Source organism: Enterococcus sp. BSD2780061688st2 D3 (genome assembly GCF_005844145.1).
Taxonomy (GTDB): domain Bacteria; phylum Bacillota; class Bacilli; order Lactobacillales; family Enterococcaceae; genus Enterococcus_B; species Enterococcus_B durans.
In genome coordinates, this window is sequence record NZ_SPHN01000005.1 from 17,691 (window position 1) to 39,397 (window position 21,707).

General features: G+C 37.0%; 23 protein-coding genes and 1 riboswitch. Of the genes, 14 read left to right on the forward strand and 9 right to left on the reverse strand.

The window, feature by feature from the left end; genetic code table 11:
- Positions 1-119 precede the first annotated feature (119 nt).
- From FGQ66_RS05465 to FGQ66_RS05480, 3 genes are all read left to right on the forward strand, one after another.
- Positions 120-1,520 (forward strand): helix-turn-helix domain-containing protein, encoded by a 1,401-nt coding sequence (locus FGQ66_RS05465; protein WP_230315232.1) that lies wholly within the window; start codon positions 120-122, stop codon positions 1,518-1,520.
- A gap of 746 nt (positions 1,521-2,266) precedes the next feature.
- Positions 2,267-2,548 carry a type II toxin-antitoxin system RelB/DinJ family antitoxin gene (locus FGQ66_RS05475; RefSeq protein ID WP_053109036.1) on the forward strand — a complete coding sequence of 94 codons (282 nt, stop codon included), beginning with the start codon at positions 2,267-2,269 and terminating at the stop codon, positions 2,546-2,548.
- The gene (locus tag FGQ66_RS05480; RefSeq protein ID WP_138301956.1) at positions 2,538-2,882 is read left to right on the forward strand and encodes a type II toxin-antitoxin system PemK/MazF family toxin; all 345 of its coding nucleotides are present in this window, start codon (positions 2,538-2,540) and stop codon (positions 2,880-2,882) included. The genes FGQ66_RS05475 and FGQ66_RS05480 overlap by 11 nt, the downstream gene beginning before the upstream one ends.
- A 321-nt stretch (positions 2,883-3,203) precedes the next feature.
- On the opposite strand, the gene FGQ66_RS05485 is transcribed toward FGQ66_RS05480, so the two are convergent.
- Together FGQ66_RS05485 and FGQ66_RS05490 are read right to left on the reverse strand one after the other, a co-directional pair.
- Positions 3,204-3,425 (reverse strand): helix-turn-helix domain-containing protein, encoded by a 222-nt coding sequence (locus FGQ66_RS05485; protein WP_005875249.1) that lies wholly within the window; start codon positions 3,423-3,425, stop codon positions 3,204-3,206.
- A gap of 11 nt (positions 3,426-3,436) precedes the next feature.
- Positions 3,437-3,766, reverse strand: a complete 330-nt coding sequence (locus FGQ66_RS05490) for a DUF2975 domain-containing protein (protein WP_230315233.1) — start codon at positions 3,764-3,766, stop codon at positions 3,437-3,439.
- A 1,183-nt stretch (positions 3,767-4,949) separates the two neighbouring features.
- Here FGQ66_RS05490 and amaP point away from each other — a divergent pair.
- Genes amaP through FGQ66_RS05510 form a run of 4 tightly spaced genes read left to right on the forward strand, consistent with a single transcriptional unit; the run spans position 4,950 to position 6,573 of the window.
- Positions 4,950-5,513 carry an alkaline shock response membrane anchor protein AmaP gene (amaP, locus tag FGQ66_RS05495; protein ID WP_005875247.1) on the forward strand — a complete coding sequence of 188 codons (564 nt, stop codon included), beginning with the start codon at positions 4,950-4,952 and terminating at the stop codon, positions 5,511-5,513.
- 12 nt (positions 5,514-5,525) lie between these two features.
- Entirely contained in the window at positions 5,526-5,714 is a 189-nt protein-coding gene (locus tag FGQ66_RS05500; protein WP_005875246.1) for a DUF2273 domain-containing protein, read from the forward strand.
- Positions 5,715-5,726: 12 nt separating this feature from the next.
- Entirely contained in the window at positions 5,727-6,284 is a 558-nt protein-coding gene (locus tag FGQ66_RS05505; RefSeq protein WP_016176606.1) for an Asp23/Gls24 family envelope stress response protein, read from the forward strand.
- A gap of 46 nt (positions 6,285-6,330) precedes the next feature.
- Complete coding sequence (locus FGQ66_RS05510; RefSeq protein ID WP_081133641.1) at positions 6,331-6,573, forward strand: GlsB/YeaQ/YmgE family stress response membrane protein; 243 nt, start codon at positions 6,331-6,333, stop codon at positions 6,571-6,573.
- A gap of 164 nt (positions 6,574-6,737) precedes the next feature.
- On the opposite strand, the gene FGQ66_RS05515 is transcribed toward FGQ66_RS05510, so the two are convergent.
- Positions 6,738-7,118, reverse strand: coding sequence for a MerR family transcriptional regulator (locus tag FGQ66_RS05515; protein ID WP_113845633.1), 381 nt, complete (start codon positions 7,116-7,118; stop codon positions 6,738-6,740).
- 161 nt (positions 7,119-7,279) lie between these two features.
- On the opposite strand from FGQ66_RS05515, the gene FGQ66_RS05520 reads away from it, so the two are divergent.
- Complete coding sequence (locus tag FGQ66_RS05520; RefSeq protein ID WP_113845632.1) at positions 7,280-7,675, forward strand: carboxymuconolactone decarboxylase family protein; 396 nt, start codon at positions 7,280-7,282, stop codon at positions 7,673-7,675.
- Positions 7,676-8,525: 850 nt separating this feature from the next.
- Positions 8,526-10,286 (forward strand): 1-deoxy-D-xylulose-5-phosphate synthase, encoded by a 1,761-nt coding sequence (locus tag FGQ66_RS05525; protein ID WP_138301957.1) that lies wholly within the window; start codon positions 8,526-8,528, stop codon positions 10,284-10,286.
- A 389-nt stretch (positions 10,287-10,675) separates the two neighbouring features.
- Here FGQ66_RS05525 and FGQ66_RS05530 read toward each other — a convergent pair whose 3' ends face one another.
- Positions 10,676-11,443 carry an ankyrin repeat domain-containing protein gene (locus tag FGQ66_RS05530; RefSeq protein WP_138301958.1) on the reverse strand — a complete coding sequence of 256 codons (768 nt, stop codon included), beginning with the start codon at positions 11,441-11,443 and terminating at the stop codon, positions 10,676-10,678.
- 203 nt (positions 11,444-11,646) lie between these two features.
- Here FGQ66_RS05530 and FGQ66_RS05535 point away from each other — a divergent pair, with 203 nt between their 5' ends.
- From FGQ66_RS05535 to pbp4, 5 genes are all read left to right on the forward strand, one after another.
- Entirely contained in the window at positions 11,647-12,261 is a 615-nt protein-coding gene (locus FGQ66_RS05535) for a flavin reductase family protein (RefSeq protein WP_081133638.1), read from the forward strand.
- 103 nt (positions 12,262-12,364) lie between these two features.
- Positions 12,365-12,571: a hypothetical protein gene (locus FGQ66_RS05540; protein ID WP_016176610.1), complete on the forward strand. Its 207-nt coding sequence runs from the start codon at positions 12,365-12,367 to the stop codon at positions 12,569-12,571.
- Between the two features lie 202 nt (positions 12,572-12,773).
- A riboswitch (M-box (ykoK) riboswitch) is annotated at positions 12,774-12,939 on the forward strand.
- A 110-nt stretch (positions 12,940-13,049) separates the two neighbouring features.
- Positions 13,050-14,240: an FtsW/RodA/SpoVE family cell cycle protein gene (locus FGQ66_RS05545; protein WP_138301959.1), complete on the forward strand. Its 1,191-nt coding sequence runs from the start codon at positions 13,050-13,052 to the stop codon at positions 14,238-14,240.
- Between the two features lie 81 nt (positions 14,241-14,321).
- Positions 14,322-15,200, forward strand: coding sequence for an LCP family protein (locus FGQ66_RS05550; protein WP_138301960.1), 879 nt, complete (start codon positions 14,322-14,324; stop codon positions 15,198-15,200).
- A 105-nt stretch (positions 15,201-15,305) separates the two neighbouring features.
- Positions 15,306-17,345, forward strand: a complete 2,040-nt coding sequence (gene pbp4, locus FGQ66_RS05555) for a penicillin-binding protein PBP4(5) (protein WP_138301961.1) — start codon at positions 15,306-15,308, stop codon at positions 17,343-17,345.
- A gap of 184 nt (positions 17,346-17,529) precedes the next feature.
- Here the strand turns inward: pbp4 and FGQ66_RS05560 are convergent, their stop codons facing one another.
- The 5 genes from FGQ66_RS05560 to FGQ66_RS05580 form a co-directional block, all read right to left on the reverse strand.
- Positions 17,530-18,747, reverse strand: a complete 1,218-nt coding sequence (locus FGQ66_RS05560) for an MFS transporter (protein ID WP_138301962.1) — start codon at positions 18,745-18,747, stop codon at positions 17,530-17,532.
- Positions 18,748-18,844: 97 nt separating this feature from the next.
- On the reverse strand, positions 18,845-19,309 hold the full coding sequence (locus tag FGQ66_RS05565; RefSeq protein ID WP_081133633.1) for a MarR family transcriptional regulator: 465 nt from the start codon (positions 19,307-19,309) through the stop codon (positions 18,845-18,847).
- Between the two features lie 73 nt (positions 19,310-19,382).
- On the reverse strand, positions 19,383-20,534 hold the full coding sequence (locus tag FGQ66_RS05570) for a cation:proton antiporter (RefSeq protein WP_081133632.1): 1,152 nt from the start codon (positions 20,532-20,534) through the stop codon (positions 19,383-19,385).
- Positions 20,535-20,680: 146 nt separating this feature from the next.
- Entirely contained in the window at positions 20,681-21,205 is a 525-nt protein-coding gene (locus FGQ66_RS05575; RefSeq protein ID WP_138301963.1) for an HdeD family acid-resistance protein, read from the reverse strand.
- A gap of 71 nt (positions 21,206-21,276) precedes the next feature.
- On the reverse strand, positions 21,277-21,624 hold the full coding sequence (locus tag FGQ66_RS05580; RefSeq protein ID WP_138301964.1) for a DUF2200 domain-containing protein: 348 nt from the start codon (positions 21,622-21,624) through the stop codon (positions 21,277-21,279).
- Positions 21,625-21,707 lie beyond the last annotated feature (83 nt).

The following is a 21,707-nucleotide window of genomic DNA, read 5'->3' on the forward strand; positions in this document are numbered from 1 at the left end:
AATTTTCTATCCCGAACAAACTTCTCTAAAATAAAGAATAGAAGCACTCAATTAGATGAAATACTCTTTAATTGAGTGCTTTTTAAATTTATTCAAGATGAAAGAATACGGTGAATAACATGTTCGATATTTTATCAAATAAATTAAGACGTCAGCTTCATTTATTAGAGTTGCTTTTTGAAAAAGAAAACTATCGCTTTCAGGACATAGAAAAAAAGCTGGTCTGTTCTGCAAAAACAGTAAGAAACGACCTAAATGATATCATTTCATACGCAAAAGAGATCCATATCCAAATGGATCGGGATGTCGGTGTCACTGTAACGATTGCGCCACATATCACAGAAGATTATATCTATCGGACGATATTGAAGGAATCGATCGAATTCCGTTTCTTAGAGGCGATTTTATTGAATCACTACGGCTCGTATTTGGAACTATGCGAAGAATTGTTCATTTCAGAAAGTACCTTGCGACGGATAGTGAAGAAAATCAATCAGGTACTTAAAAAACACCAGTTGACTATACGTGGGCTAATCAAGATCATCGGTAAAAAAGAAACCATCACTCAATTGATGGCTTGTTTATTTCAAGAAAAGTATACTTGCTTAGAAGAAGTTTTTTCGCCAACCATTTGCCAAAAAAGCCGATTGTTCCTGACAGAACTTGGTATGTACCACCAGCTTCAGGAAAGAATCCTGCAACTAGATCAAAAAGAAAACGACTTATTGCTTTTTTACATTGCAAGTACACTCACACAATACGAAAGTGTGGCAGAACAAGAGAGGAAAGAATCTGGGAAGGACAAAGAGACTTGGGATAACTGGTATAAAGAGCAGATCGAACAAATGATCCACCATCCCTTTCTTCGTAAAATCTTGCGGTTGGATCAGCAGATGATTCATGAAAAAATGAGCCAAATTCGGGCGATCATCGATTTAGCTATCACTTATCTGGAAATAAAATATCAAATTTTATGTACCGATCGTACTGATGTAATCGAAAGAGTTGCTTATGGAAGCACTGGTAGGCAGGAATGCTCGTATATCTTATATGACAGGTATCGGATATTTTTTCAGCAATTCCATCCCTTTATCAAATCCATCCAAGTGGAGCTAGAAAAATATTTGATAAGAGAAGAAAAAGCCGATGAAGTAGATAGTGAGATGCTAGAAAAACTCGTGACCTGGCTGGTGTTTCATTGGCCTGCGGTGATAAAAGAAAGAGAAGTTGGGAAACAAGTGAAGGCGTTGTTAGTTATGGATGGTATCCATCATGCAGATTACATAGTAGGTAAATTAAAGCTGTATTTAGGGAATCGTTATCGGTTCATAAAGAACGATCTTGGATGTTTGAGCGATCAGGTAAGACTCAAAAACACATATGATTGTATCATATCAACAGTGGCACTCAGTCAGTCTTCTGATATACCGGTCTTTGGCATTTCAGTTATGCCAAGGACAAGAGAAATACATAATTTAATCAAATTCCATCAACAAAATGTTAATGACTTTTCTCTTTGAAAAGTAAGCTGTTACAGATCTTTTTTATGGTGTAGCATTCCCAAAATTAGACGAATGATCCATTTGGGGAATGCTATACCGTGGGAAAAATCGGCTCTTTATCAATAAGGACTGATGATTTTTGTAAAATGAAATCTGGATGAGCTCTCCAAAGATTTGCATTTGCAGACATTTATGAACAAAGCAAATAATTTTAAAAACTTAAAAGCGTATTTATTGATGCAGGAAAGCTTTCAAGGAATAGGCTAGATTAGTTTAAGAATTTTGTCGATTATTATCTTTTTCTAATTACGGATGATCCTATAGCAACAATTAATCAAGAAAATTTGTAGTTGAATTATCAGAAATGAATGGAGAATCTAAAACGGTTGTGTTGTACAATTTTTCTGAAGTTCTTCATGAAGATGGAGTGGATATTCCTTTAATTAGTACAGAGGGGCAGTCATTTATTCTATCAAATTCCTCTGTGGATAGAAGATACCAAAATGCACTTCTTAAGATTTTAAAATATATTTAGGCACAAAGATCATTTCTAGTGAAAATTTGATTACAAAAAAATGTGTGGCCTTTTCTAATTTTAAAAAACATTAATGAAGATGAAATTGTATTAAGTGAACATGAAGACGCAAGCTTGAGAACTATGGATTTGATTATTTGCAAATTAGCTAAAAAGAGTATATTATAATCATAAATATAGTATAATGGCATTACAAAGAGTATAAAATACTCAAAAGGGGAGAAAGTTAATGAAGGTGAAAAATTCAACTGAAAAAAGTAGGATACAAGTTGGAATAGACAAAGAACTAAAAGAGAATGCAGAAATGATATTGGAGGAGTTGGGCTTAAATGCTACAACAGCAATTACAATTCTTTACAAACAAGTTGTCGCTAGAGGCGAATTTCCAGTAGATATAAAGCTAAGTGAAGAAGAAAAGCAAGCAATCAGATTGCAACAGCTAACTAAGAATATGCCGGTGGATGTTCTAGATACAGATGAAAAGTTAGATGTGTGGTTCGATGAAGCGTAATGAAATAGTGATGGTATACGTAGCATTTAAAGATGGTGGGAAAAGAAGACCAATCTTGGTAGTTAGTGATAAAAAAGATAGGGTAGAGTTCTTTGGAATCACAAGCCAATATGAGAATAAGTTAGAAAAAATAAAGAGAGTGTATTTTCCAATTACTGAATGGAAAGAAGTAGGTTTACAAAAACAATCATGGATTGACGTTGGTACTTTAAAGGCTATACCCAAAAGCAAAGAAAACATAACTTTTAAAAAAGTTGGAATGCTATCAGTAAATGATATGAAAAAGTTAAATAGATTTATCGAGAAAAATCGGCTCTTTATCAATAATGACTGATGATTTTTGTAAAATGAAAAAAGGCTGGGACAGAAGTGTTTAACTCCGAGAAATAAGAAGAAATTCACGGAAATTACTTTTTCAAATCTTTGTGGATTTCGGCTTATTTAAGGAGGAGTTGCTTCTGATCCCTCCGTTTATTCGTTTTTAAAGCATGAGACAAAAGTGTTTCTTACTTTTGTCTCATGCTTTTCTTTTGAAATTTCCGAAAAAATGACTTTGGAACTTTCGTTTATTCGAGAGTCTATAGCAACCTGATTTTTAGATTTGTCCTATACTCGATAACTACACTAAGGAATCAGTTTAACAGCTTTTTTGTAGTTATTTTTCCATTGGCTCATCTTTTACGTATTCGATAATATCTCCAGGTTGACAATGCAAGACCTCGCAAATTTTGTCGAGGGTAGAAAAGCGGATCGCTTTTGCTTTGCCATTTTTTAAAATAGAGATATTGGCCATCGTGATCCCAACCTTGTCACTTAAGTCAGTTACACTCATTTTTCGTTTTGCTAACATCACATCCAAATGGATAATTATTGCCATCTTCTCACTCCTCACACAGTTAAATCAGACTCGTTCTTTAAATAGATTGCTTCTTCCAGTAGACGGCAAAGGGTAGTCGATAACACATAAATAGCGAATGGGAATAAAATGATACAACCACCGAGAAGCATGATCCCAGGTGAATCACTCAAATCTGCTAAAAGATAAAACTTAGGCAATAAGCCACAAACAGCTAGAACAATCAGCAGTAAGGCACCACGTAGTTGTTTGAAGATAGCTAAGCTGGCTGAGGAAAAGACTTGATTATTCGCTGCTTGGGTCAATAATCGGAATAATCTACTGCCAATGAATAGACAGTTCAAAAGAATAAAGTAAAGCATACCCACCATTAGAAGGGTTTGCCAATCATAGGTGTGGGGGCGCTTGTAGTCACTTGGACGGTTAAAAGCAATCCAAGAAGGATAAAACCAAGATTTAAGAGAAGCACCATTATTTTTGTAAAAAATACGTTCATATACATCATTCCTTTTCGTTATACGATATATCTTTATTGTTTATCGATAAATAGTGAGGTGAACGAAAGCCTCTTCTTTTTGAGAAAAGGCGATCTAACGAATCAATATTATTATTTAAAGCTGTAAAACCATTACTAAAGATTAACTATTTCTCATTTAAACAATGTATTCCCTAACCACTAATACATCCTTGTAACCCTGAAGTTACGCCAGTGGGATTAAATTTCAACAAAACAAATTAAAATGTCGCATAACATATTTTTCGTACTTTCTTTATTATAGCATGATATGCACAAAATAAATAGTTAAATCTTTCGTAGTCCTACTGATCGATGCAATAGTTCTTTAAAGATCGTACCCGTTGAAACATTTGGCAACAATAGAAACGTACCTATGATTGGTTGAGAAAAAAGCTTGTAAAATTTCTTACTTTTTTCGATAGTTCTGTAATAAAAGAACAAAAATAAAGAAGAAAAAGGATTCCCAAAGCGTAGTCGTCCAGCTGAATTCCTTCGAAACACCAAAAAACAAATTACCAACATTTGACACAATTAGATAAATTATTGTTGTTATACAGGCATAAACGATTTTTTTTACCATGAGAGCACCTCACTTATCGATTCAAAAGAATCTGTTTTTTTTAGGTTATCACATTCAAAAAAATTAGATGAGCTAATTTCAGTATAATTCATTTTATGCTTTTTTGAAAAGGGTAACAACGTTGAAAACATCATGTTTTTAATTTTTGTATAAAATCCTGTGATCGATGAATAATCAGAAAACTCTAATAATTGATTTATTTTTTGTAATATTAATTGAGCATTATCTTTGCAATTTTTAATGTTGGATACTATCCTTTAACTATACCCAATAGAAAAAAAGCAAAAAATACTTTTGAGTTTATTCGTTATTTATGTTTATCGGGCTAGAAGTAGAGAAAACGCCTATCCGAGTCAGCAATGGTTGGTAGCGCTTCGATATTCTAGGTAGTTGGCTTTTTTAGATAACGAAAAAATATCATCAGTATAGTAAGGGTAGGAGGTGGAAAATGAATAAAGGGTGGAAGATAATCGGTATTATCGCAAGTTTGTTTTTATTATCCGTACTTCTAGGTGTAGCTGTGATCAATGCCCCGTATATCATGCCAAAACAGTTGGAAAGATTTCGCTTCTTCGTTATCACAAACTACTATATGCAGCAATATCTATTTTGGGCAGCTGTCGTTTTTGCTATTCTTGTGTTTATTTTGTTATTGGTCGTACTATTCTATCCAAAATCAAAAGGCACATTTGTACTAAAACAAAAGGACGGTACACTGACGTTGGACAAGAAAGCAATCGAAGGATTGGTTCGGTCACAATTGCATGAAGAAGAATTTGTTGGTTCGCCGAAAGTAAAAATACGTTCAACGAAAAACAAGATCAACGTTCATGTGAAAGGCGATTTAAAACGTACATCTTCATTAGTTGGAAAAACAAGTGCATTGATGCGAGAAATCGAGCAAAAAGTCAGAAACGTACTTGGCACAGAGCAAAATATTGGTGTAGCTGTGACATATAGTGGCTATGAAGAGCAAAATACTAGAGATAACAAGCACTCTCGAGTAGAATAGGAGGGACTTAAAATGAAAGAATTATTTTCAACATACAAGCTCCCGATTATTTTCGGGGGACTTGGGTTACTACTAGCTATCTTATGGCTTACAGTAGGTTTTTTTAAAACTCTTTTGATAATCATCATGACTGCGATTGGCGTAGGAATTGGTTTTTATTTAAAAGAAACTAAAATTTTAGATCATTTTTTTAAATCATAGGAGGAATAAAAGATGGAAAACAAAGAGATGAAAAACATGAACGTAACTGCTAACGGTACTCACACAGAAGACAGCCATATCTCTAAAGGTGAATTGACTTATGAAGATAAAGTCATCCAAAAGATCATTGGTTACGCATTGAAAGATGTTGACGGATTATTGACACTTGACGGCGGCTTCTTCTCAAACATCGCTGAAAAATTAGTCAATACAGATAACGTTACTGCGGGTATCAATGCAGAAGTCGGCAAAAAACAAGTAGCTGTTGATTTAGACGTTGTTGTTGAATATGGCAAAGACATTGAAGACATCTACGAACAAATCAAAGACTTGATCAGTCGCGAAGTAAACGACATGACTCACTTAGATGTGATCGAAGTGAATGTGAACGTCGTAGACATCAAAACACAAGAAGAGTATGAAAAAGATCAAGAAACTGTCCAAGATAAAGTGACAGATGCAGCAAAAACAACAGGACAATTTGCTTCAAAACAAACAGATAAAGCAAAATCTGCTGTAAGCAAAGGAACACAAAAAGTAAAAGATAACGCGGAACCTCGTGTACAATAATAAAAAGAAAAAAACTGGAAAAAGTAGCATATAGGAGGAAATTAAAATGGGATTTATTTGGTCATTAATCGTTGGTGGTATTATCGGAGCAATTGCAGGAGCAATTACAAATAAAGGGTCTTCAATGGGCATCATTGCAAACGTGATCGCTGGTTTAGTTGGGTCTGCAATTGGGCAAGCTTTACTAGGTTCATGGGGTCCAGTAATTGGTGGGATGGCAATCGTTCCTTCATTGATTGGAGCAATCATACTTGTATTGATCGTCTCTTTCTTTGCTCGTAAATTATAAGAGGACTTTTAAGTCGATCCATTAAGCAAGAATATGTAGTAGGGACAGATGTGTGAAGAGGATAAAAAGACTTTCCTAAAAATCATCGTTGATGAATTTCAGGGATTCGACTTTATCTCTCGGAGTGCAACACATCTGTCCCTTTCTCTATGGATAGAAAGAGTTCAGACGTCGTTTGGACTTTTTTGGTTTACTTTCATTTCTTGATATAGTTGTATTTTTTTCTCTAAGAAATCAATGTGATCGTTGATTTGATTTTGTTGTTCGTATAACGAGTCTAATTGATCGAATAGAAGTTTGATTCGATCAGGGATTGTTTCATCCCCTTTGTAACGAAGCTGCGCATATTCTTGCATATTTTTGATAGTCATGCCAGTTTTCTTTAAACGGAGGATAAATTCTACCCAAATCAAGTCTTTCTCTGTATAAAATCGTCTATTGTCAGCACCACGATTTGAAAATATCAGTCCTTGTTTTTCATAAAAGCGAAGGGTATCAATCGTTAGTCCGCACATTTTAGAAAATTTACCAATCGAGTAATGCATAGGATTCGCTCCATTCTCATTGCTGTATTTTATGTCGTAGGCTACTCTCATTACTGTTGCTTGTCAATGGTGAAAATAAAAAATATTGACATGGACAGTACTCCAGCATTTAATCTTATTTCAACCACAAGAAATAATGTGGACTTTAAGGAGGTACCATTATGACAAATACGGAACGTTTTAATGACGGATTGAAGAATTTGGAGAAGATTGATCGTCAAGCTGGACAAGCGGTGATTGATTCACTAGAAGGTTTACCACAAGACATTGGCCGCTATATCATTGAGTTTGCTTTTGGTGATATCTATGACCGTGATATTTTAAATCTTAAAGAACGGGAAATGATTACTATTACAAGCTTACTAACTCAAGGAGATACAGCTCCGCAACTATACGTTCATATCAATGGTTCGCTAAATGTTGGTTTGACACGAGAACAAATCATTGAAACGTTTATCCAAGCCATTCCATATGTGGGATTTCCCCGAGTATTAAATGCAGTGACAGTTGCTAAGCAGGTATTTGAGGAGAGAGATGAGGGGGAAAGTGGGCTTTAGATTATTTGGGCGCAAATTTTTAACTCTTAGTACTTAAAAAAAATGCGGATACGGTTTTATTTTTTAACCTTTTATTAACACTAAGTTTTTTAATCCTATGGTGGAAGAGATCGAGACAGTTATGGAGACTGGGACAGAAGTGTTTCCCACTTTTGTCCCACGCCCTTCTCTATGGATAGAAAGAGTTCAGACGTCGTTTGGACTTTTTTGTCTTCATTGCAAACAATATTTTTACTTCTAATAATAGTATGGACGCATCTGATACTTATCGATTGCCGAAGATTTTTGTCGTTCATGATGCTTTTTCAGTATGTTCGGGAGACCTTCACAACAACAGAAAATCAACATGCTAAAAGCGAATTGTACATAAATAAACTATAGAAAGGTGGGAATGACGTGGAATCGCAAATGTCGCGAAAGACAAAACTTTTCTATTTAGTGATGAGTTTGGTCATAACATTGGGAATATTCTTTTTGTATTGATGCAGCTATATCAATAGAAGATCCAAGGACCTTTAAGTCTTCAGGAAATATTTATAGTAGCAAAGATGGAGAATGGGATACTTTTATACAGAAGAAGCTCAGAACCAAAATGAAGAGACAGGCTCCTTGTTTTCATAATATCCGCAAGTGTTCACAATGAAAAGAGAAACAGCTGTTTGATGAAAATTTTAGAAAGTTACATATAGATGTTTACTTACTAGAAAATTCGCTCCTCTTTTTTTATTTTTTTTGAAAATCCCCTTGACTTAGAGTTGACTCCAAGTAGTACAATGATTCCTGTGCTAGAAACTCTATTTTCTTGCAAAAAGCAGCGCGAATAAGTAGCTGATAAGGGAGAGAACAATTCATGACTACAACTGAACGTATATTGGACAAAGTAAATGGTCCTGCAGACGTTAAACAATTAACAATTGAAGAAATGACGTTATTAGCTGATGAAATGCGTCAAATGATTTTACAGAAAGATAGCGCAGTCGGTGGACATGTGGGTCCTAACCTAGGAGTAACTGAATTAACGATTGCCTTTCATTATGTATTTGATTCACCGAAGGATAAAATCGTGTGGGATGTGTCCCATCAATCTTACGGACACAAATTACTGACAGGCCGTAAGAACGGTTTTGAAGAAGGACATTATCATGAAGTTACAGGCTATTCTAATCAACATGAAAGTGAACATGACTACTTTACGGTAGGGCATACATCAACTTCTATCAGTTTGGCTGTAGGCTTAGCAAAAGCCCGTGATTTGAAACATGAAACAGGAAATGTGATGGCATTTATCGGTGATGGTTCAATGAGTGGTGGTTTGGCATACGAAGGATTGAATAACGGCGGAGCATTGGACTCAAATCTGATCGTATTGGTCAACGACAATGAAATGTCGATTGATGAAAATCACGGTAGCTTGTATCAAAATTTGGCAGAATTGCGTGAAAGCAATGGTCAAAGTGACAATAACTTGTTCAAAGCGATGGGATTTGACTACCGTTATGTAGCAAATGGAAATGATCTTGAAACAGTTATCCAAGTATTTAAAGAAATCAAGGATATCGATCATCCAATCGTTCTTCATGTGCATACTGAAAAAGGTCACGGATATGGACCTGCAATTGAAAACAAGATGAAATACCATTGGCATGTTCCTTTTGATCTAGCAACTGGTGAAGCAAAACATCCAGCAACTGGCGAAACGTTGAATCAAGCAATCATTGCCTACTTGGATGAAAAAACAACGAATAGTGAGACACCAATCGTTGCTGTCAATGCGGCAATTCCAGGTATGTTTGGTTTGAAAGAGTATCAGAAAAAACATCCAGATCATTATTTTGACGTAGGTATCGCGGAACAGCATTCGATTACTTTTGCATCAGCTTTAGCTTCACAAGGGGTTCGTCCAGTAGTGTTCCAATCAAGCACATTCTTACAACGTGCGTATGACCAATTATCACATGATTTAGCAATCAATGAAAATCCAGCCGTGATTTTGGTTGGGGGTGGAACGATCTCTGCAAGCGATCGTACACACCAAGGAACATTTGACATTGCGTATCTTTCAAGTATCCCTAATATCAAATATCTTGCACCTGCAACTAAAGAAGATCTACTTTCAATGCTTGACTGGGCATTGACGCAAACAAAACAACCAGTAGCAATCAGAATTCCAACACATGGCGTACAACATGGTGAATCAATTGCCAAAGATTACTCGACACCAGCGTACCAAGTGTTGAATGAAGGTGAAACTGTAGCTGTTTTGGCTTTAGGTGGGTTCCTTGAACTTGGAAAAGCAGCAGTGGAAGAATTCAAAAAAGCAGGGATCGATGCAACATTGATCAATCCTGGAACAATCACAGAATTTGATCGTGAAACATTGGATCAGTTAAAAGAAAACCATCAAGTAGTTGTGACTTTAGAAGATGGTAGCCTGGCAGGTGGTTTTGGCGAAAAAATCAGCCGTTATTATGGTGATTCTTCTGTCAATGTCTTGAATTTTGGTTCTAAAAAAGAATTTACTGATAGCATTCCAACGCAAGAACTCTACGAACGTTATCATTTAACGCCTGCGCAAATCGTTGAAGATACACAAAAAGTACTTTCTAAATAGTATTAGTGGTACTATTCGTAGAGCAACGAGTCAAGAACTTTAAGAACTAAGAGGAAGTCTAGAAATTGGCTCATTGATTTTTGTCCAATTTTACTTTTTGGTGACTGCTGTTCTTCTTAAGTGTTTAAAAATAAAAATGAGGTAAAAGTGAGTGATTACTTTTATCTCATTTTTTTATTTATGAATAGAGAAGTAGATAACGACATGATATTTACAATATAATTATTATGTAAACAAACTTTTAAATAAGACAGTAGGCTCATAATAAGTGAAGATTAAGCAGGATTATTCTAAAATATCTTTAAAGTAACGAAAAGAGCAGCCCACCATAGGTTCAAAAAGAAACCTTTTGATGGGCTGTTCTTTTTATCTAAAAATCTCTTTTTTCTTTAGGAAGTAGTGGTCAATTGGGTCAATAGTTGTGAATAACCTAATTCTCTAGCATAGTCCTCAGCTGTCTTTCCATAATTATCCCGTAGCTCCTTGTTTGCTCCGTTATCTAGTAATACTTGAACGATTTCCTGATAGATAGCAGAACCATCTCTCAAAGCGACTGCTTCGATCAGTGCTGTGTACCCGTAGTTGTTTTGATGATCGATGTTTACTCGTTCATCTGCTAAGAGTAGTTTGACATTTTCTAAATGGCCTTTTTCTGCAGCGGGTATCAGTGCATTTCCACCAAAGCGATTCACGATTTGCTGATCTGGTTCGCCATCTTTTAACATATAGTCTAAAATTTCTGTTTTCCCTTGCGCGCTAGCATAGAGATAAGGACTGTCTTGTATCCCATCTTGTTGATTGATATCCGCTCCATGATCAATCAATGTCTTTGCAATATCAAGCTGATTCAGATGAGTAGCGATCATCAACGGAGTTTCACCAGCTTCATTTTGTTCATCAATAGGGTAGTCTGGATTTTTCAATAATTCTTGTACTTGTTGAAGATCATTGGCAGTGACAGCTTGTAATAAACTTTCTGGAACAATCGGCATGACTGTTTCCTCCTTTGTTGTTTGACTAGATTCTAATTGAGCAGTACTTGAAGTCACTACTGTTGTTTGTGAAATAGGGGAGTTCTCTTTTTGGGGATCAAGAGTACAAACACTGAGAAACAAGGGACTCAGGCCCAAGAGTGATAGTATGAAGAAACGTTTCATAAAAGCGCCTCCTTTTAACTATCATATGGATAAATATACATGAGGGCAACTATTATACTTGGGAAGTATTGAGCATCTAAAAATATACGTTGCTTTTGCTAAAAGGAAGAGTTTCTTGACAAAGAGACAGCCTTCATAGATAGTTAAAAGCAACGTTGACTTGCTACGTACAAGCAATTATTGAAAGAAAGTAGGGGGATTTAGTGATTACACGTATGCCTTCAGAATTATCTGAAAGAGAAAATTATAAATTATTGATCGGCTCGGTGATTCCTAGACCAGTAGCCGTCGTATCGACAATTTCTGACAAAGAGGTGTTGAATATTGCGCCATTCAGCTATTTTAATATCGTGAGTTCAAATCCACCGATGTTATCCTTAGCAATCCAGAGAAAAGATGGTGAAATGAAGGATACTGCAAGAAACATCGTAGGAAGAAAAAAAGCGGTGATCCAAGTACTTGATGCAGAAATTTTACTTGAAGTGAACAAAACAGCGGCAAGTCTTCCAAACGACGAAAGTGAACTGGCCTTGACGAATCTAACGACAAGAAAGTCAGAGAATACACCGATCCCGATTCTGAATGAGGCGAAAGTTACCTTTGAAACGAGTCTTTACGATCATGTAGAAATCAAAAATGAAACAGTTACGACCGCCGATCTATTTTTGCTATCTATTGAAGCGTATCACTTGGATGAATTGGTTTATGATCCAGAAACAGGACGGATCGATCCTGAAGCGCTTCATGCAATCAGCCGGCTTGCTGGAAGTGATTATGCTACGATTGGTGAAATCATCACGTTGGCACGACCAGACTAACTGTTGGGTAAAAAAACTGCTGTTATTTTTCTTTGTTTATGCTAAAATAAATTAATTTATAAAAGGGTAACAATCGTTATCCCATAGATAAGGGGTCTTTAACATGTTAAACATTTATTATCAAGTAGCAGAAGATGCAAAACCAATGGAAAAAGAATATGGATCAGTAAATGAGTTTCTTCAAGGTCAATACCTAGAAGTACCACCATTACAAGACCATTTCAAAGTCATCAAAGCAACGATCGATGGGGAAGAAGTCACACTAAAAGATCAAACGATCGGCGGGCTGTTCAATCTATTGAACAAGTAAAATAGTTCTTTTTATTCCGAAAAGTGAAAAGCGATTCCTCTAAGCACTAAAACATATATAGTATCTTAGAGGAATTTTTTTATGTAGAGTTCAACTGATGAATAAATATCTTAAAGATTGTTTAATTTCGTTTTTTTATCCCAGAATTTATTGCGTAAAAACGATCAGACGATTACTATTAATCTGTAAAAAATAAAAATAGTAATAACCTTGTTAGGTGAGGCTCCTATACAAACACAAGCTATTGCTCAGAAACGTCGAAAGACGCCAATGGGTCAAACAGGAATTGTCGGATTAAGGCTTTTTCAAATAGCTAAGGATTTTTCTTTACGTTGTATAGTGCTAAAACTCGGACGATGAGATGATGCTAGGTCAGAATTCTTGTTCGAAAAGGTTTCTGACCTTTTCTTGTGCTTAAATAACTGATGCTTACCCGCTCGTGGTTCACCTAACTTGTGTCAAAGAAGGGAGAAATGCGATGTGGAAAAATAGAAAGATCGACTGGTTGATTTTAGGTCCATATATGGCCTTGTCAATTGTCGGTCTTTTAGAAATTTATAGCGCAAGTTCGTATCGACTGCTCGTGACGCAAGAAGATCCGAAGAGTCTGTTTGTTCGTCAATTCTGCTTTATTCTGCTTAGTTGGTGCATGATTGCGTTCACATTTTCTGTCAGGTTGCGCATACTGCTGAAACCTAAACAAATAAACTATGGTATCATGGTGTCTATTTTACTATTGCTCATGATGAAAGTTGGTCTGTTCGCTGTCACAGTCAATGGAGCGCAACGATGGATATCTATCGGAGGGATTCAGTTCCAGCCTTCTGAACTGGGAATGATTTTTTTGATTTTATACCTTAGCCGTTTTTTTAGAGATGGCGACAAGGTGCCAGATAAGATCCATAAGCCGCTATTACTCGCTGGCACAATGGCGCTGCTTGTTTTATTTCAACCTAAAATAGCAGGGGCAATCATGATCTTAACAATTGCTGGAGCAATGATCTGGGCAGCAGCGATTCCAATAAAAAAAGGAGTAGTGCTTATCTTTTCTTCTGTTGCTGGTCTGATCCTGATGGCAGGACTGGTAATATTATTCGAAAAACATGGACTGTTACCCTCTTTTTTTGAACACGCCTATAGCCGTATTGCGATGGTCCATGATCCGTTCCTCGATGAACATGGGGCAGGATATCAAATGAGTAATTCTTATTACGCGCTTTATAATGGTGGGTTATTTGGACGCGGATTAGGAAACAGCATCACAAAAAAAGGCTATTTGCCAGAATCTGAAACAGATTTTATTTTTTCGATCATTGCAGAAGAATTCGGATTGATTGGGGCGTTGCTTGTATTACTATTGCTTTTTCTGATGTGTTTTAGGATTTTTCAAAGGAGTGTCCAATCACAAAATCAGCAAGCAAGTTTGATTTTGATCGGAGTCGGTACGTGGTTACTCGTGCAAACAAGCATCAATGTCGGAAGTATTTTAGGCTTGATCCCCATGACGGGAGTACCATTGCCCTTCGTAAGCTATGGTGGCACGAGTTATTTCATTTTATCTTTTGCAGTTGGTTTAAGTCTGAATATCACCTCTAGACAAACGCAAAGAAACAAACAGGTCGACGAGTTGCAGCTCGATCGACCCAAAGTACTAAAAAAGAAGAACTGAGAATTTCTCAGCTTGGATTATCATAAAGGACAACGATCGATTTTTCAAGTAAGAGATTCTTATTAGAAAGAGGAATATGAAATGAAAACATTTCAAAAAATAATTCTAGTTTTTTTGGCAATGATCGCCATCGTAGTCGGCTATTTTTCTTTTGAATTCGTTCATGGATTCTCATCTGGGAACCAATCAGCTGGTGTCCAAAAAGTAGAAGCGAAAGATGTACCTACGATCATCAATGTTGCATTGATAGGTTCAGATGCTCGATCCAAAGAAGAAGAAGGGCGTTCGGACTCTTTGATGGTGGCACAGTATAACCAAAAAACAAAAGAAGCAAAATTAGTATCGATCATGCGTGATTCATACGTAGATATTCCCGGTTATGGTATGAATAAGATCAATGCGGCCTATTCATACGGAGGCGTGGATCTGCTTAATAAGACTTTAAAGGAAAACTTCAAATTTGAAGCTCCTTATTATGCAAGCATCACTTTCCAAGATTTTATTGATTGTGTGAACGAACTATTTCCAGATGGTGTGAAGATCAACGCAGAAAAAGATCTGGATTTAGATGAGGTCTATATCAAAAAAGGGGAGCAAACCATGGATGGCAACACATTGCTGCAATATGCACGCTTTAGAGAAGATGAAGAAGGCGACTTTGGCCGTATCAGACGGCAGCAACAAGTGATCAAGGCTCTCTCTTCACAGCTTAAAGATGTGACTTCCATTCTCAAATTGCCAAAAGCGGTAGGTAAATTATTAGGAAGCATCAAAACAAATTTACCGGAAAGCGTATTGATCGATTGCGGACTTGATTTTTTGAATGAAGACAAAAAAATAGCTACGTTATCTGTCCCTGTTGATGGAAGTTGGGATTTCAATAACGATACACCTTCTGGCAGTGTATTGGAATTAGATTTGACCAAAAATCAAGAAGCTCTCAAGCAATTTTTAGATTAGTAAGTTTTTCGTAAAAGAAGCTAGAACAAGCAATCAAAGCTATGTTCTAGCTTCTTTTCTTGTGTTAGAATGGAACGGAATATATTTGACGAGTGGAGGGAAAAGATGAAACGAAGTGATACTCATCGAAAGAAAAAAACAGGGCTGATTGTTGGTGGCGGGGTTATTCTGGTTCTTGCAGCGGCTTGTGGCGGCTATTTTCTTTACCAGCATCAACAAGAAGAAAAGGCAGTCAAAGCCAGTGAAAAAACGATCCAACAATTTGTAACAGAGCTAAATAAGGGCGACTATGAAAAAGCAGTAGCACTTATCCAAGTAGATAATAAAGGCAAGAATCGCTTTTCAAAAAAAGAAGTTTTGGAGAAATATCAAAATATCTATGGTGCAGTCGATGTCAAAGGAATCGAAGTTTCAAATCTGAAAATCGATAAGAAAGACAGTGACACGTATACATTTGACTATAAAGCAAAAATGAATACTACATTAGGAGAGCTAAAGGATCTTTCTTATGAAGGGACTCTATCGAAAAAAAATGATCAAACCAAAATCAACTGGCAACCTAATTTGATCTTCCCTCAAATGTCAGGCAACGATAAAGTAAGCTTGACCGCTGAAACAGCAAAACGAGGGAATATCTTGGATCGTAATGGAAAGCCTTTGGCGACAACTGGCAAATTGAAACAGTTAGGGATCGTACCAGGTAAACTAGGAGAAGGCGAAGAAAAAACAGCGAATGTCACAGCTATCGCTAAAGCGTTTGATTTGACTGAAGAGGAAATCAATCAGGCAATTTCTCAAAGCTGGGTACAACCCGACTATTTTGTTCCCCTAAAAATCATCGATGGTGAAACACCAGAACTACCTAGTGGTGCCACTATTCAAGAAGTTGACGGTCGTTATTATCCATTAGGCGAAGCAGCTGCCCAGTTGGTCGGCTATATTGGAGAAATCACTGCCGAAGATATCAAGAAAAATGCAGAATTAAGTAGTAATGGGAAAATCGGCCGATCTGGTTTAGAAATGGCCTATGATAAAGAGCTGAGAGGAACGAATGGCGGAAAATTAAGTATTACGGATGAAAATGGTACAGAGAAAAAAGTGTTGATCGATCATGAAGTAAAAAACGGGCAGGATATCAAATTAACTCTTGATGCAGATGCACAAAAAATAGCCTATGATAGCTTAGGGGGAAAACCAGGATCGACTGTTGCGACTTCACCAAAAACAGGAGATTTATTGGTATTAGCAAGTTCGCCTAGCTATGATCCAAATAAAATGACCAATGGTATTTCTCAGGAAGACTATAAAGCATATTCAGAAAACAAGAACCAACCATTCATCAGTCGTTTTGCGACAGGCTATGCTCCTGGATCGACGTTCAAGATGATCACCGCAGCCATCGGTTTAGATAATCAGACGATCAATCCAGAAGAATCTCTTTCAATCAATGGGTTGAAATGGCAAAAAGATTCGTCATGGGGTTCGTATCAAGTAACACGGGTGAGTGATGTCCCTCAGGTAAATCTAAAAGATGCGTTAGTATATTCTGATAATATCTATATGGCACAAGAAACGCTGAAAATGGGCGAAAAGGCCTTCCGTGATGGGTTGAATAAATTTATATTTGGCGAAGAACTAGATCTACCGCTTAGTATGAATCCCGCGCAAATCTCTAATGAGAAAAGTTTCAACTCAGACATTTTGTTAGCAGACACTGGCTATGGACAAGGGCAGCTGTTGATCAATCCGATCCAGCAAGCAACGATGTACTCTGTCTTTGCCAATAATGGAACGCTTGTGTATCCAAAATTGGTTTTAGATCATGAAACAAAAGATAAGAAAAATGTCATTAGCCAATCTGCGGTGCAAACGATCATCCCAGATTTGAAGGACGTTGTCCAAGATGTAAATGGAACGGCCCATTCATTAGCTTCACTGAATATCCCGATCGCTGCAAAAACTGGTACAGCAGAAATCAAAGAAAAACAAGATGAAAAAGGCCAGGAAAATAGCTTCTTGTTTGCTGTAAATCCAGATACGAATGGTTATTTGATGGTCAGCATGCTAGAAAATAAAGAAGAAGGGGATTCTGCAACGAAACGGGCCCCTGAACTGTTGCAATACTTGAATCAAACCTATCAATAAAACCAAGTCATTGACCGTAACTAGAGCTGTAATGAGAGACTAACCGATGACTGGTTGTTCCCTTGATTGGCTTTAGGTTCAAGTAAGCTTAGTAGCTATACGATCCGCTTGATCTAATAAGTAATGATTGGAAATGTCTTCGGTCAACCAAGGGATATTCTTTGATTGATCGAAGCTTTTTTGTTTATCGTTGATAGGAAGTCAAATTGGAATGACTTTTCTGCTTTAATAAGAAGAGAGAGTAACTTAGTAAAAAGATACCCATAAGCGCGGGTAGTCCATGATGGATACTGGCATAAAGTTGTCCACCGATAATGGGGCCGATTACTCTAGCCAACGCCTGGATGCTTTGAGCGCCGCCTTGGATCTTTCCTTGGTCGCGAGCAGCTGCTTTTTTGGAGAGCAGCCCATTGAAGGAAGGGCCAAAAATGGAGTCACCAAACCCGAAGAAGATCATTCCTAAGATGAAAATCCAGACTTTCGGAATAAAAACGGATAAAAAAATCAAACCATACCCAATGATTTCGTTACTGATCCCTAACTGGAGGATCTGCTGATCTTTTAGGTACTTCAAGAGTAGGGGCATGATGAAAGTCTGAGAGAAGATGTCCATGATGCCCATCAGAGAAAATGTAAAGCCAATTGCGAGAGGCTTCAAAGAAAAGGTATCAATCGAAAATTGAGCAAAAATAGCCTGTAGCGAGCCATTAGGTAACCAAATAAAAAAGCCACAGATCATGAACCATTTCAACGAGGTAATGGAAAAAATCGATCGTAACTGCTTGAATGGATTGAGTTGTCCTAAAAAAATCTTAGAAGCCCGTTTCGTTTTGTTCAAGCTTTCAGGCATCAAGAAATAACCATAGACTGCATTGATGAATGTAAGAAGGGAAGCCATAAGTAACGGGACCGCAGAACCAAAATGGCTGAGAACACCGCCAATCAATGGCCCCATAGCTGTTCCGATACCTGCAACTGCGCTGACCCAACCAAAATATTTTGTTCGATTTTCTTCAGTGGTGATATCTGCGAAGTATGCAAATATCGCGGAAATCTCACCGCCAGTCAGTCCCTCAATGAGTCTACCTAAAAATAGCACCCATAACGCACCACCTAACCCGAAGATCAAGTAGCCAATGGAAGACCCAATCAAGCTACTGATCAAAACGATTCTTCGTCCAAAACGGTCACTTAAAGCACCAAGTATAGGACTAGCTAGAAACATAGCAAATGCATAGACGGAAGTCAGCAATGAAACTGCCACCGCTTGTTGATGCGGTGAAGTGGTATAAGATGCGACTAACGATGGGACAACAGGGGTGATGAGCGTTAAGCCAAGCCCCACCATGAAGACAGATGTGAAACCAAAGATCAATGAATGTTTTGTTTGTATAGTTGTCAAAAGAATGCTCCTCTATTTGTTTTTTTGTTTCCTAGTAAATAAATAGTAGTGTAGATGATTTTTGTTTCCTTGTCAACAAAAAAAGAGAACTCAACCCTTAAATGGCTGAGTCCTCTTTTTTTGCGGTTTTTTTTAGCTGTTCTCTGAAACGTCCGATAAAGCGGAAGACGGTATCGAATTCATCTGCAGACATCTGCTCAAATACGGCTTCATTTTCTTTAAGGAATTCTTGATGAAGCTGCTGATGTCGGTCGTTCAGCCGCTTACCTTCTTCCGTTAAACGAAAATATAGTTCTTTTTTATTTTCTGGTTTTTGGTAACTTTCAATTAACTGTTTTGCCAAAAGCTTCTTTGTTTGTTTGCTGATAGCGCCACGTGTCAGGTAGCTGGCAGCTGCTAATTTTGTGACATTGGGTTCAGGAAGTTTCGCTATCTTCTCGATCAACTCGATTTCATTTAGCGGATATCCCTCGATGGCCTCTTCAAGTTTCGGCTTGTTTAACCAAGTGATTTCATTTGCTAAATCAAGCATCTCACTGATCAGATTTATTCTCTTGTCCATTGAGCAACCTCTTTTTTCTTTTAGTTTAACGAAGATCCATTTCCCTAATCATAATATACTATAAGGCGCTTTGCTATACTTCATGCACTTTTTTCGTGAAATGTTTAAGCACTAAAGGTGAAATCAAAGTACTTAGCAGAACAACGATGACAAGTGGAGAATAATAGTGAGGCTCGATCAATTTGCTTTGCTGTCCAATCTGTAAAATGATCAATGCCATCTCACCACGAGAAATCATTCCTGCGCCGACCATCAATGAACTGTTTGTTGAAAAACCTGCTACTTTTGCGCCTAAATAGCCTCCAAAAAGTTTTGTAAGGATAGCAATGATTGTCAATACAAGAATAAATAGAAGTTGTTCGCCAAAGTTTGAAAAATCAACTTCTAATCCAACACTGACAAAGAAGACAGGAATAAATACAGCGTAACCTAACGCTTCAACATTATGATAAACTTCGTGTTTGACTTTCGTTTGGCTGACAGCGATACCTGCAAAAAAGGCGCCGATGACAGAACTTAGGCCAATCAAATCTGCAACAAACGACATGCCTAGACAAATAACCAATGAAACGATGATGATAGCCGAATTCGCGTAAATTTTTTCAGCAAAGGACATCAAAAAAGGTGCGATCCATTTCACCAATAAGAAGATGAAAATGAAATAAATGACTTGTTCAGCCAATAACAGCGGAAGGGGAAGGTTGCTGGAAGACTCCCCAGTCAAAAAGGATAAACTAAAACTTAGCACCAAGACCACTAAAATATCATCAACGACAGATGCGCCTAAAATAGTCGAGCCTTCTTTCGTGTTGACAACGTTCAATTCTTTCAATACTTCAACGGAGATACTCACTGAAGTTGCCGCTAAAATGATTCCGAAGAAAATCGCTTCATTATTGGAAACTTGGAACGCTTCTCCTGTCAACCAACCAAACACGACAGGGAACAAGATACCTAAAATCGCGACGAACATCCCTGGCTTAAAGTATTTTTTCAGTAAAGAAAGGTCACTTTCTAGACCAGCTAAGAACATCAATAAGATGACCCCGATTTCAGAAAAATCATGGACTAATACACTAGGATGGACCCAGCCTAACCCAGCTTCTCCAAGTAACACACCGACTAATAACTGTCCGATCACTGCTGGGATACCGATTCGTCTTGATACATGTGAACCAATAGTCGTTGAAATCAAAATAAGACATAGAATACCGATGAATTCCATAAAATAGAACAATCCTTTCAATCGAATAATCAAACTTCTGTTTAATAACAAATATTATTTAAAAAGCAAGAAAAAATTCTCTATTTCAACAAAAAAACCTTTAAACACGAAAGGTGCAAAAGGCTTTTTTGCTTTCTTTGAGAAACCTACGAATACATTTTACGTACTCGGAAAAAACTAACAATTTCTGATATACCCATAAAAATCAAAATAGCGCCAAAAATTTGGAAAAGGAACATCAAGCTTTTGAAGGGATTGAATAATAAGATCAATCCGCCGATCAATAGCAAGACACTATATAAGCTCCAACCTTTTGACTTAGTATTTAGGCCAAAGAACAATTGAAATAGTCCATTTGCAATGATCACTAGTCCAAGAATGATTGGTAAGATCGATACAATAGCAGAGGCAAAAACTAGAACGATCAAGGCAATGATCAAAAAGATGATGCCACTTACCAAGCCAAATCCCCAATCACCTGTTTGTTTTTTATTTTTATGCGCTTCTAAAATATTTATCAACCCAAGTAATGCAAAATATGCAGTGATCAGATAGCCGATAAAGTGAAAGACCGCAGTCGGATTGATCACAATAGCCAGACCGGCGATAATGTAAATTGCTGCTCGTAGAAAAGCGTAGCGTTGGAAATTCTTTCGCACCATATCAAACATAACACAAACCTCCTTTGATTCTATTCTAACTGGAAAAGTTGTTTTTACCAAATGATAACTTATAGGAGCCTTTAATTTCTAAGGATTTTTTCCATTTTCTTTCCTTTAGCTAATTCATCGATCAATTTATCTAAATAACGAATATTCTGCATAAGTGGTTCATCGATCTCTTCTACGCGGATACCACAAATGAGTCCTGTAATCAAATCACGTTTAGGATTCAAATGGGGTGCTTCAGCAAAAAAAGTACGAAAATCGACTTTATTTTGTATTTGTTGGCTCAACGCATCTTGTCCATACCCAGTCAGCCATTCGATCACTTGATCAACTTCGTTTTTTGAACGTCCTTTTTTCTCGACTTTCGCAATATAGAGAGGATAGACAGTAGAAAAAGGCATATTATAAAGTTTATTTGTCATAGGTTCTCCTTTCTCCTTTTCCTTCATTATATTGATTTACATGAAGAAAGGGTAGTAAAGAGGATTTTTCTTTTTAAAGAATA

Coding starts and splice junctions, on each gene's coding strand:
- FGQ66_RS05465 (WP_230315232.1), top strand. CDS start 120: ATGTTCGATATTTTATCAAATAAATTAAGACGTCAGCTTCATTTATTA.
- FGQ66_RS05475 (WP_053109036.1), top strand. CDS start 2,267: ATGAAGGTGAAAAATTCAACTGAAAAAAGTAGGATACAAGTTGGAATA.
- FGQ66_RS05480 (WP_138301956.1), top strand. CDS start 2,538: ATGAAGCGTAATGAAATAGTGATGGTATACGTAGCATTTAAAGATGGT.
- FGQ66_RS05485 (WP_005875249.1), bottom strand. CDS start 3,425: ATGGCAATAATTATCCATTTGGATGTGATGTTAGCAAAACGAAAAATG.
- FGQ66_RS05490 (WP_230315233.1), bottom strand. CDS start 3,766: ATGCTTTACTTTATTCTTTTGAACTGTCTATTCATTGGCAGTAGATTA.
- amaP (WP_005875247.1), top strand. CDS start 4,950: ATGAATAAAGGGTGGAAGATAATCGGTATTATCGCAAGTTTGTTTTTA.
- FGQ66_RS05500 (WP_005875246.1), top strand. CDS start 5,526: ATGAAAGAATTATTTTCAACATACAAGCTCCCGATTATTTTCGGGGGA.
- FGQ66_RS05505 (WP_016176606.1), top strand. CDS start 5,727: ATGGAAAACAAAGAGATGAAAAACATGAACGTAACTGCTAACGGTACT.
- FGQ66_RS05510 (WP_081133641.1), top strand. CDS start 6,331: ATGGGATTTATTTGGTCATTAATCGTTGGTGGTATTATCGGAGCAATT.
- FGQ66_RS05515 (WP_113845633.1), bottom strand. CDS start 7,118: ATGCATTACTCGATTGGTAAATTTTCTAAAATGTGCGGACTAACGATT.
- FGQ66_RS05520 (WP_113845632.1), top strand. CDS start 7,280: ATGACAAATACGGAACGTTTTAATGACGGATTGAAGAATTTGGAGAAG.
- FGQ66_RS05525 (WP_138301957.1), top strand. CDS start 8,526: ATGACTACAACTGAACGTATATTGGACAAAGTAAATGGTCCTGCAGAC.
- FGQ66_RS05530 (WP_138301958.1), bottom strand. CDS start 11,443: ATGAAACGTTTCTTCATACTATCACTCTTGGGCCTGAGTCCCTTGTTT.
- FGQ66_RS05540 (WP_016176610.1), top strand. CDS start 12,365: ATGTTAAACATTTATTATCAAGTAGCAGAAGATGCAAAACCAATGGAA.
- FGQ66_RS05545 (WP_138301959.1), top strand. CDS start 13,050: ATGTGGAAAAATAGAAAGATCGACTGGTTGATTTTAGGTCCATATATG.
- FGQ66_RS05550 (WP_138301960.1), top strand. CDS start 14,322: ATGAAAACATTTCAAAAAATAATTCTAGTTTTTTTGGCAATGATCGCC.
- pbp4 (WP_138301961.1), top strand. CDS start 15,306: ATGAAACGAAGTGATACTCATCGAAAGAAAAAAACAGGGCTGATTGTT.
- FGQ66_RS05565 (WP_081133633.1), bottom strand. CDS start 19,309: ATGGACAAGAGAATAAATCTGATCAGTGAGATGCTTGATTTAGCAAAT.
- FGQ66_RS05570 (WP_081133632.1), bottom strand. CDS start 20,534: ATGGAATTCATCGGTATTCTATGTCTTATTTTGATTTCAACGACTATT.
- FGQ66_RS05575 (WP_138301963.1), bottom strand. CDS start 21,205: ATGTTTGATATGGTGCGAAAGAATTTCCAACGCTACGCTTTTCTACGA.
- FGQ66_RS05580 (WP_138301964.1), bottom strand. CDS start 21,624: ATGACAAATAAACTTTATAATATGCCTTTTTCTACTGTCTATCCTCTC.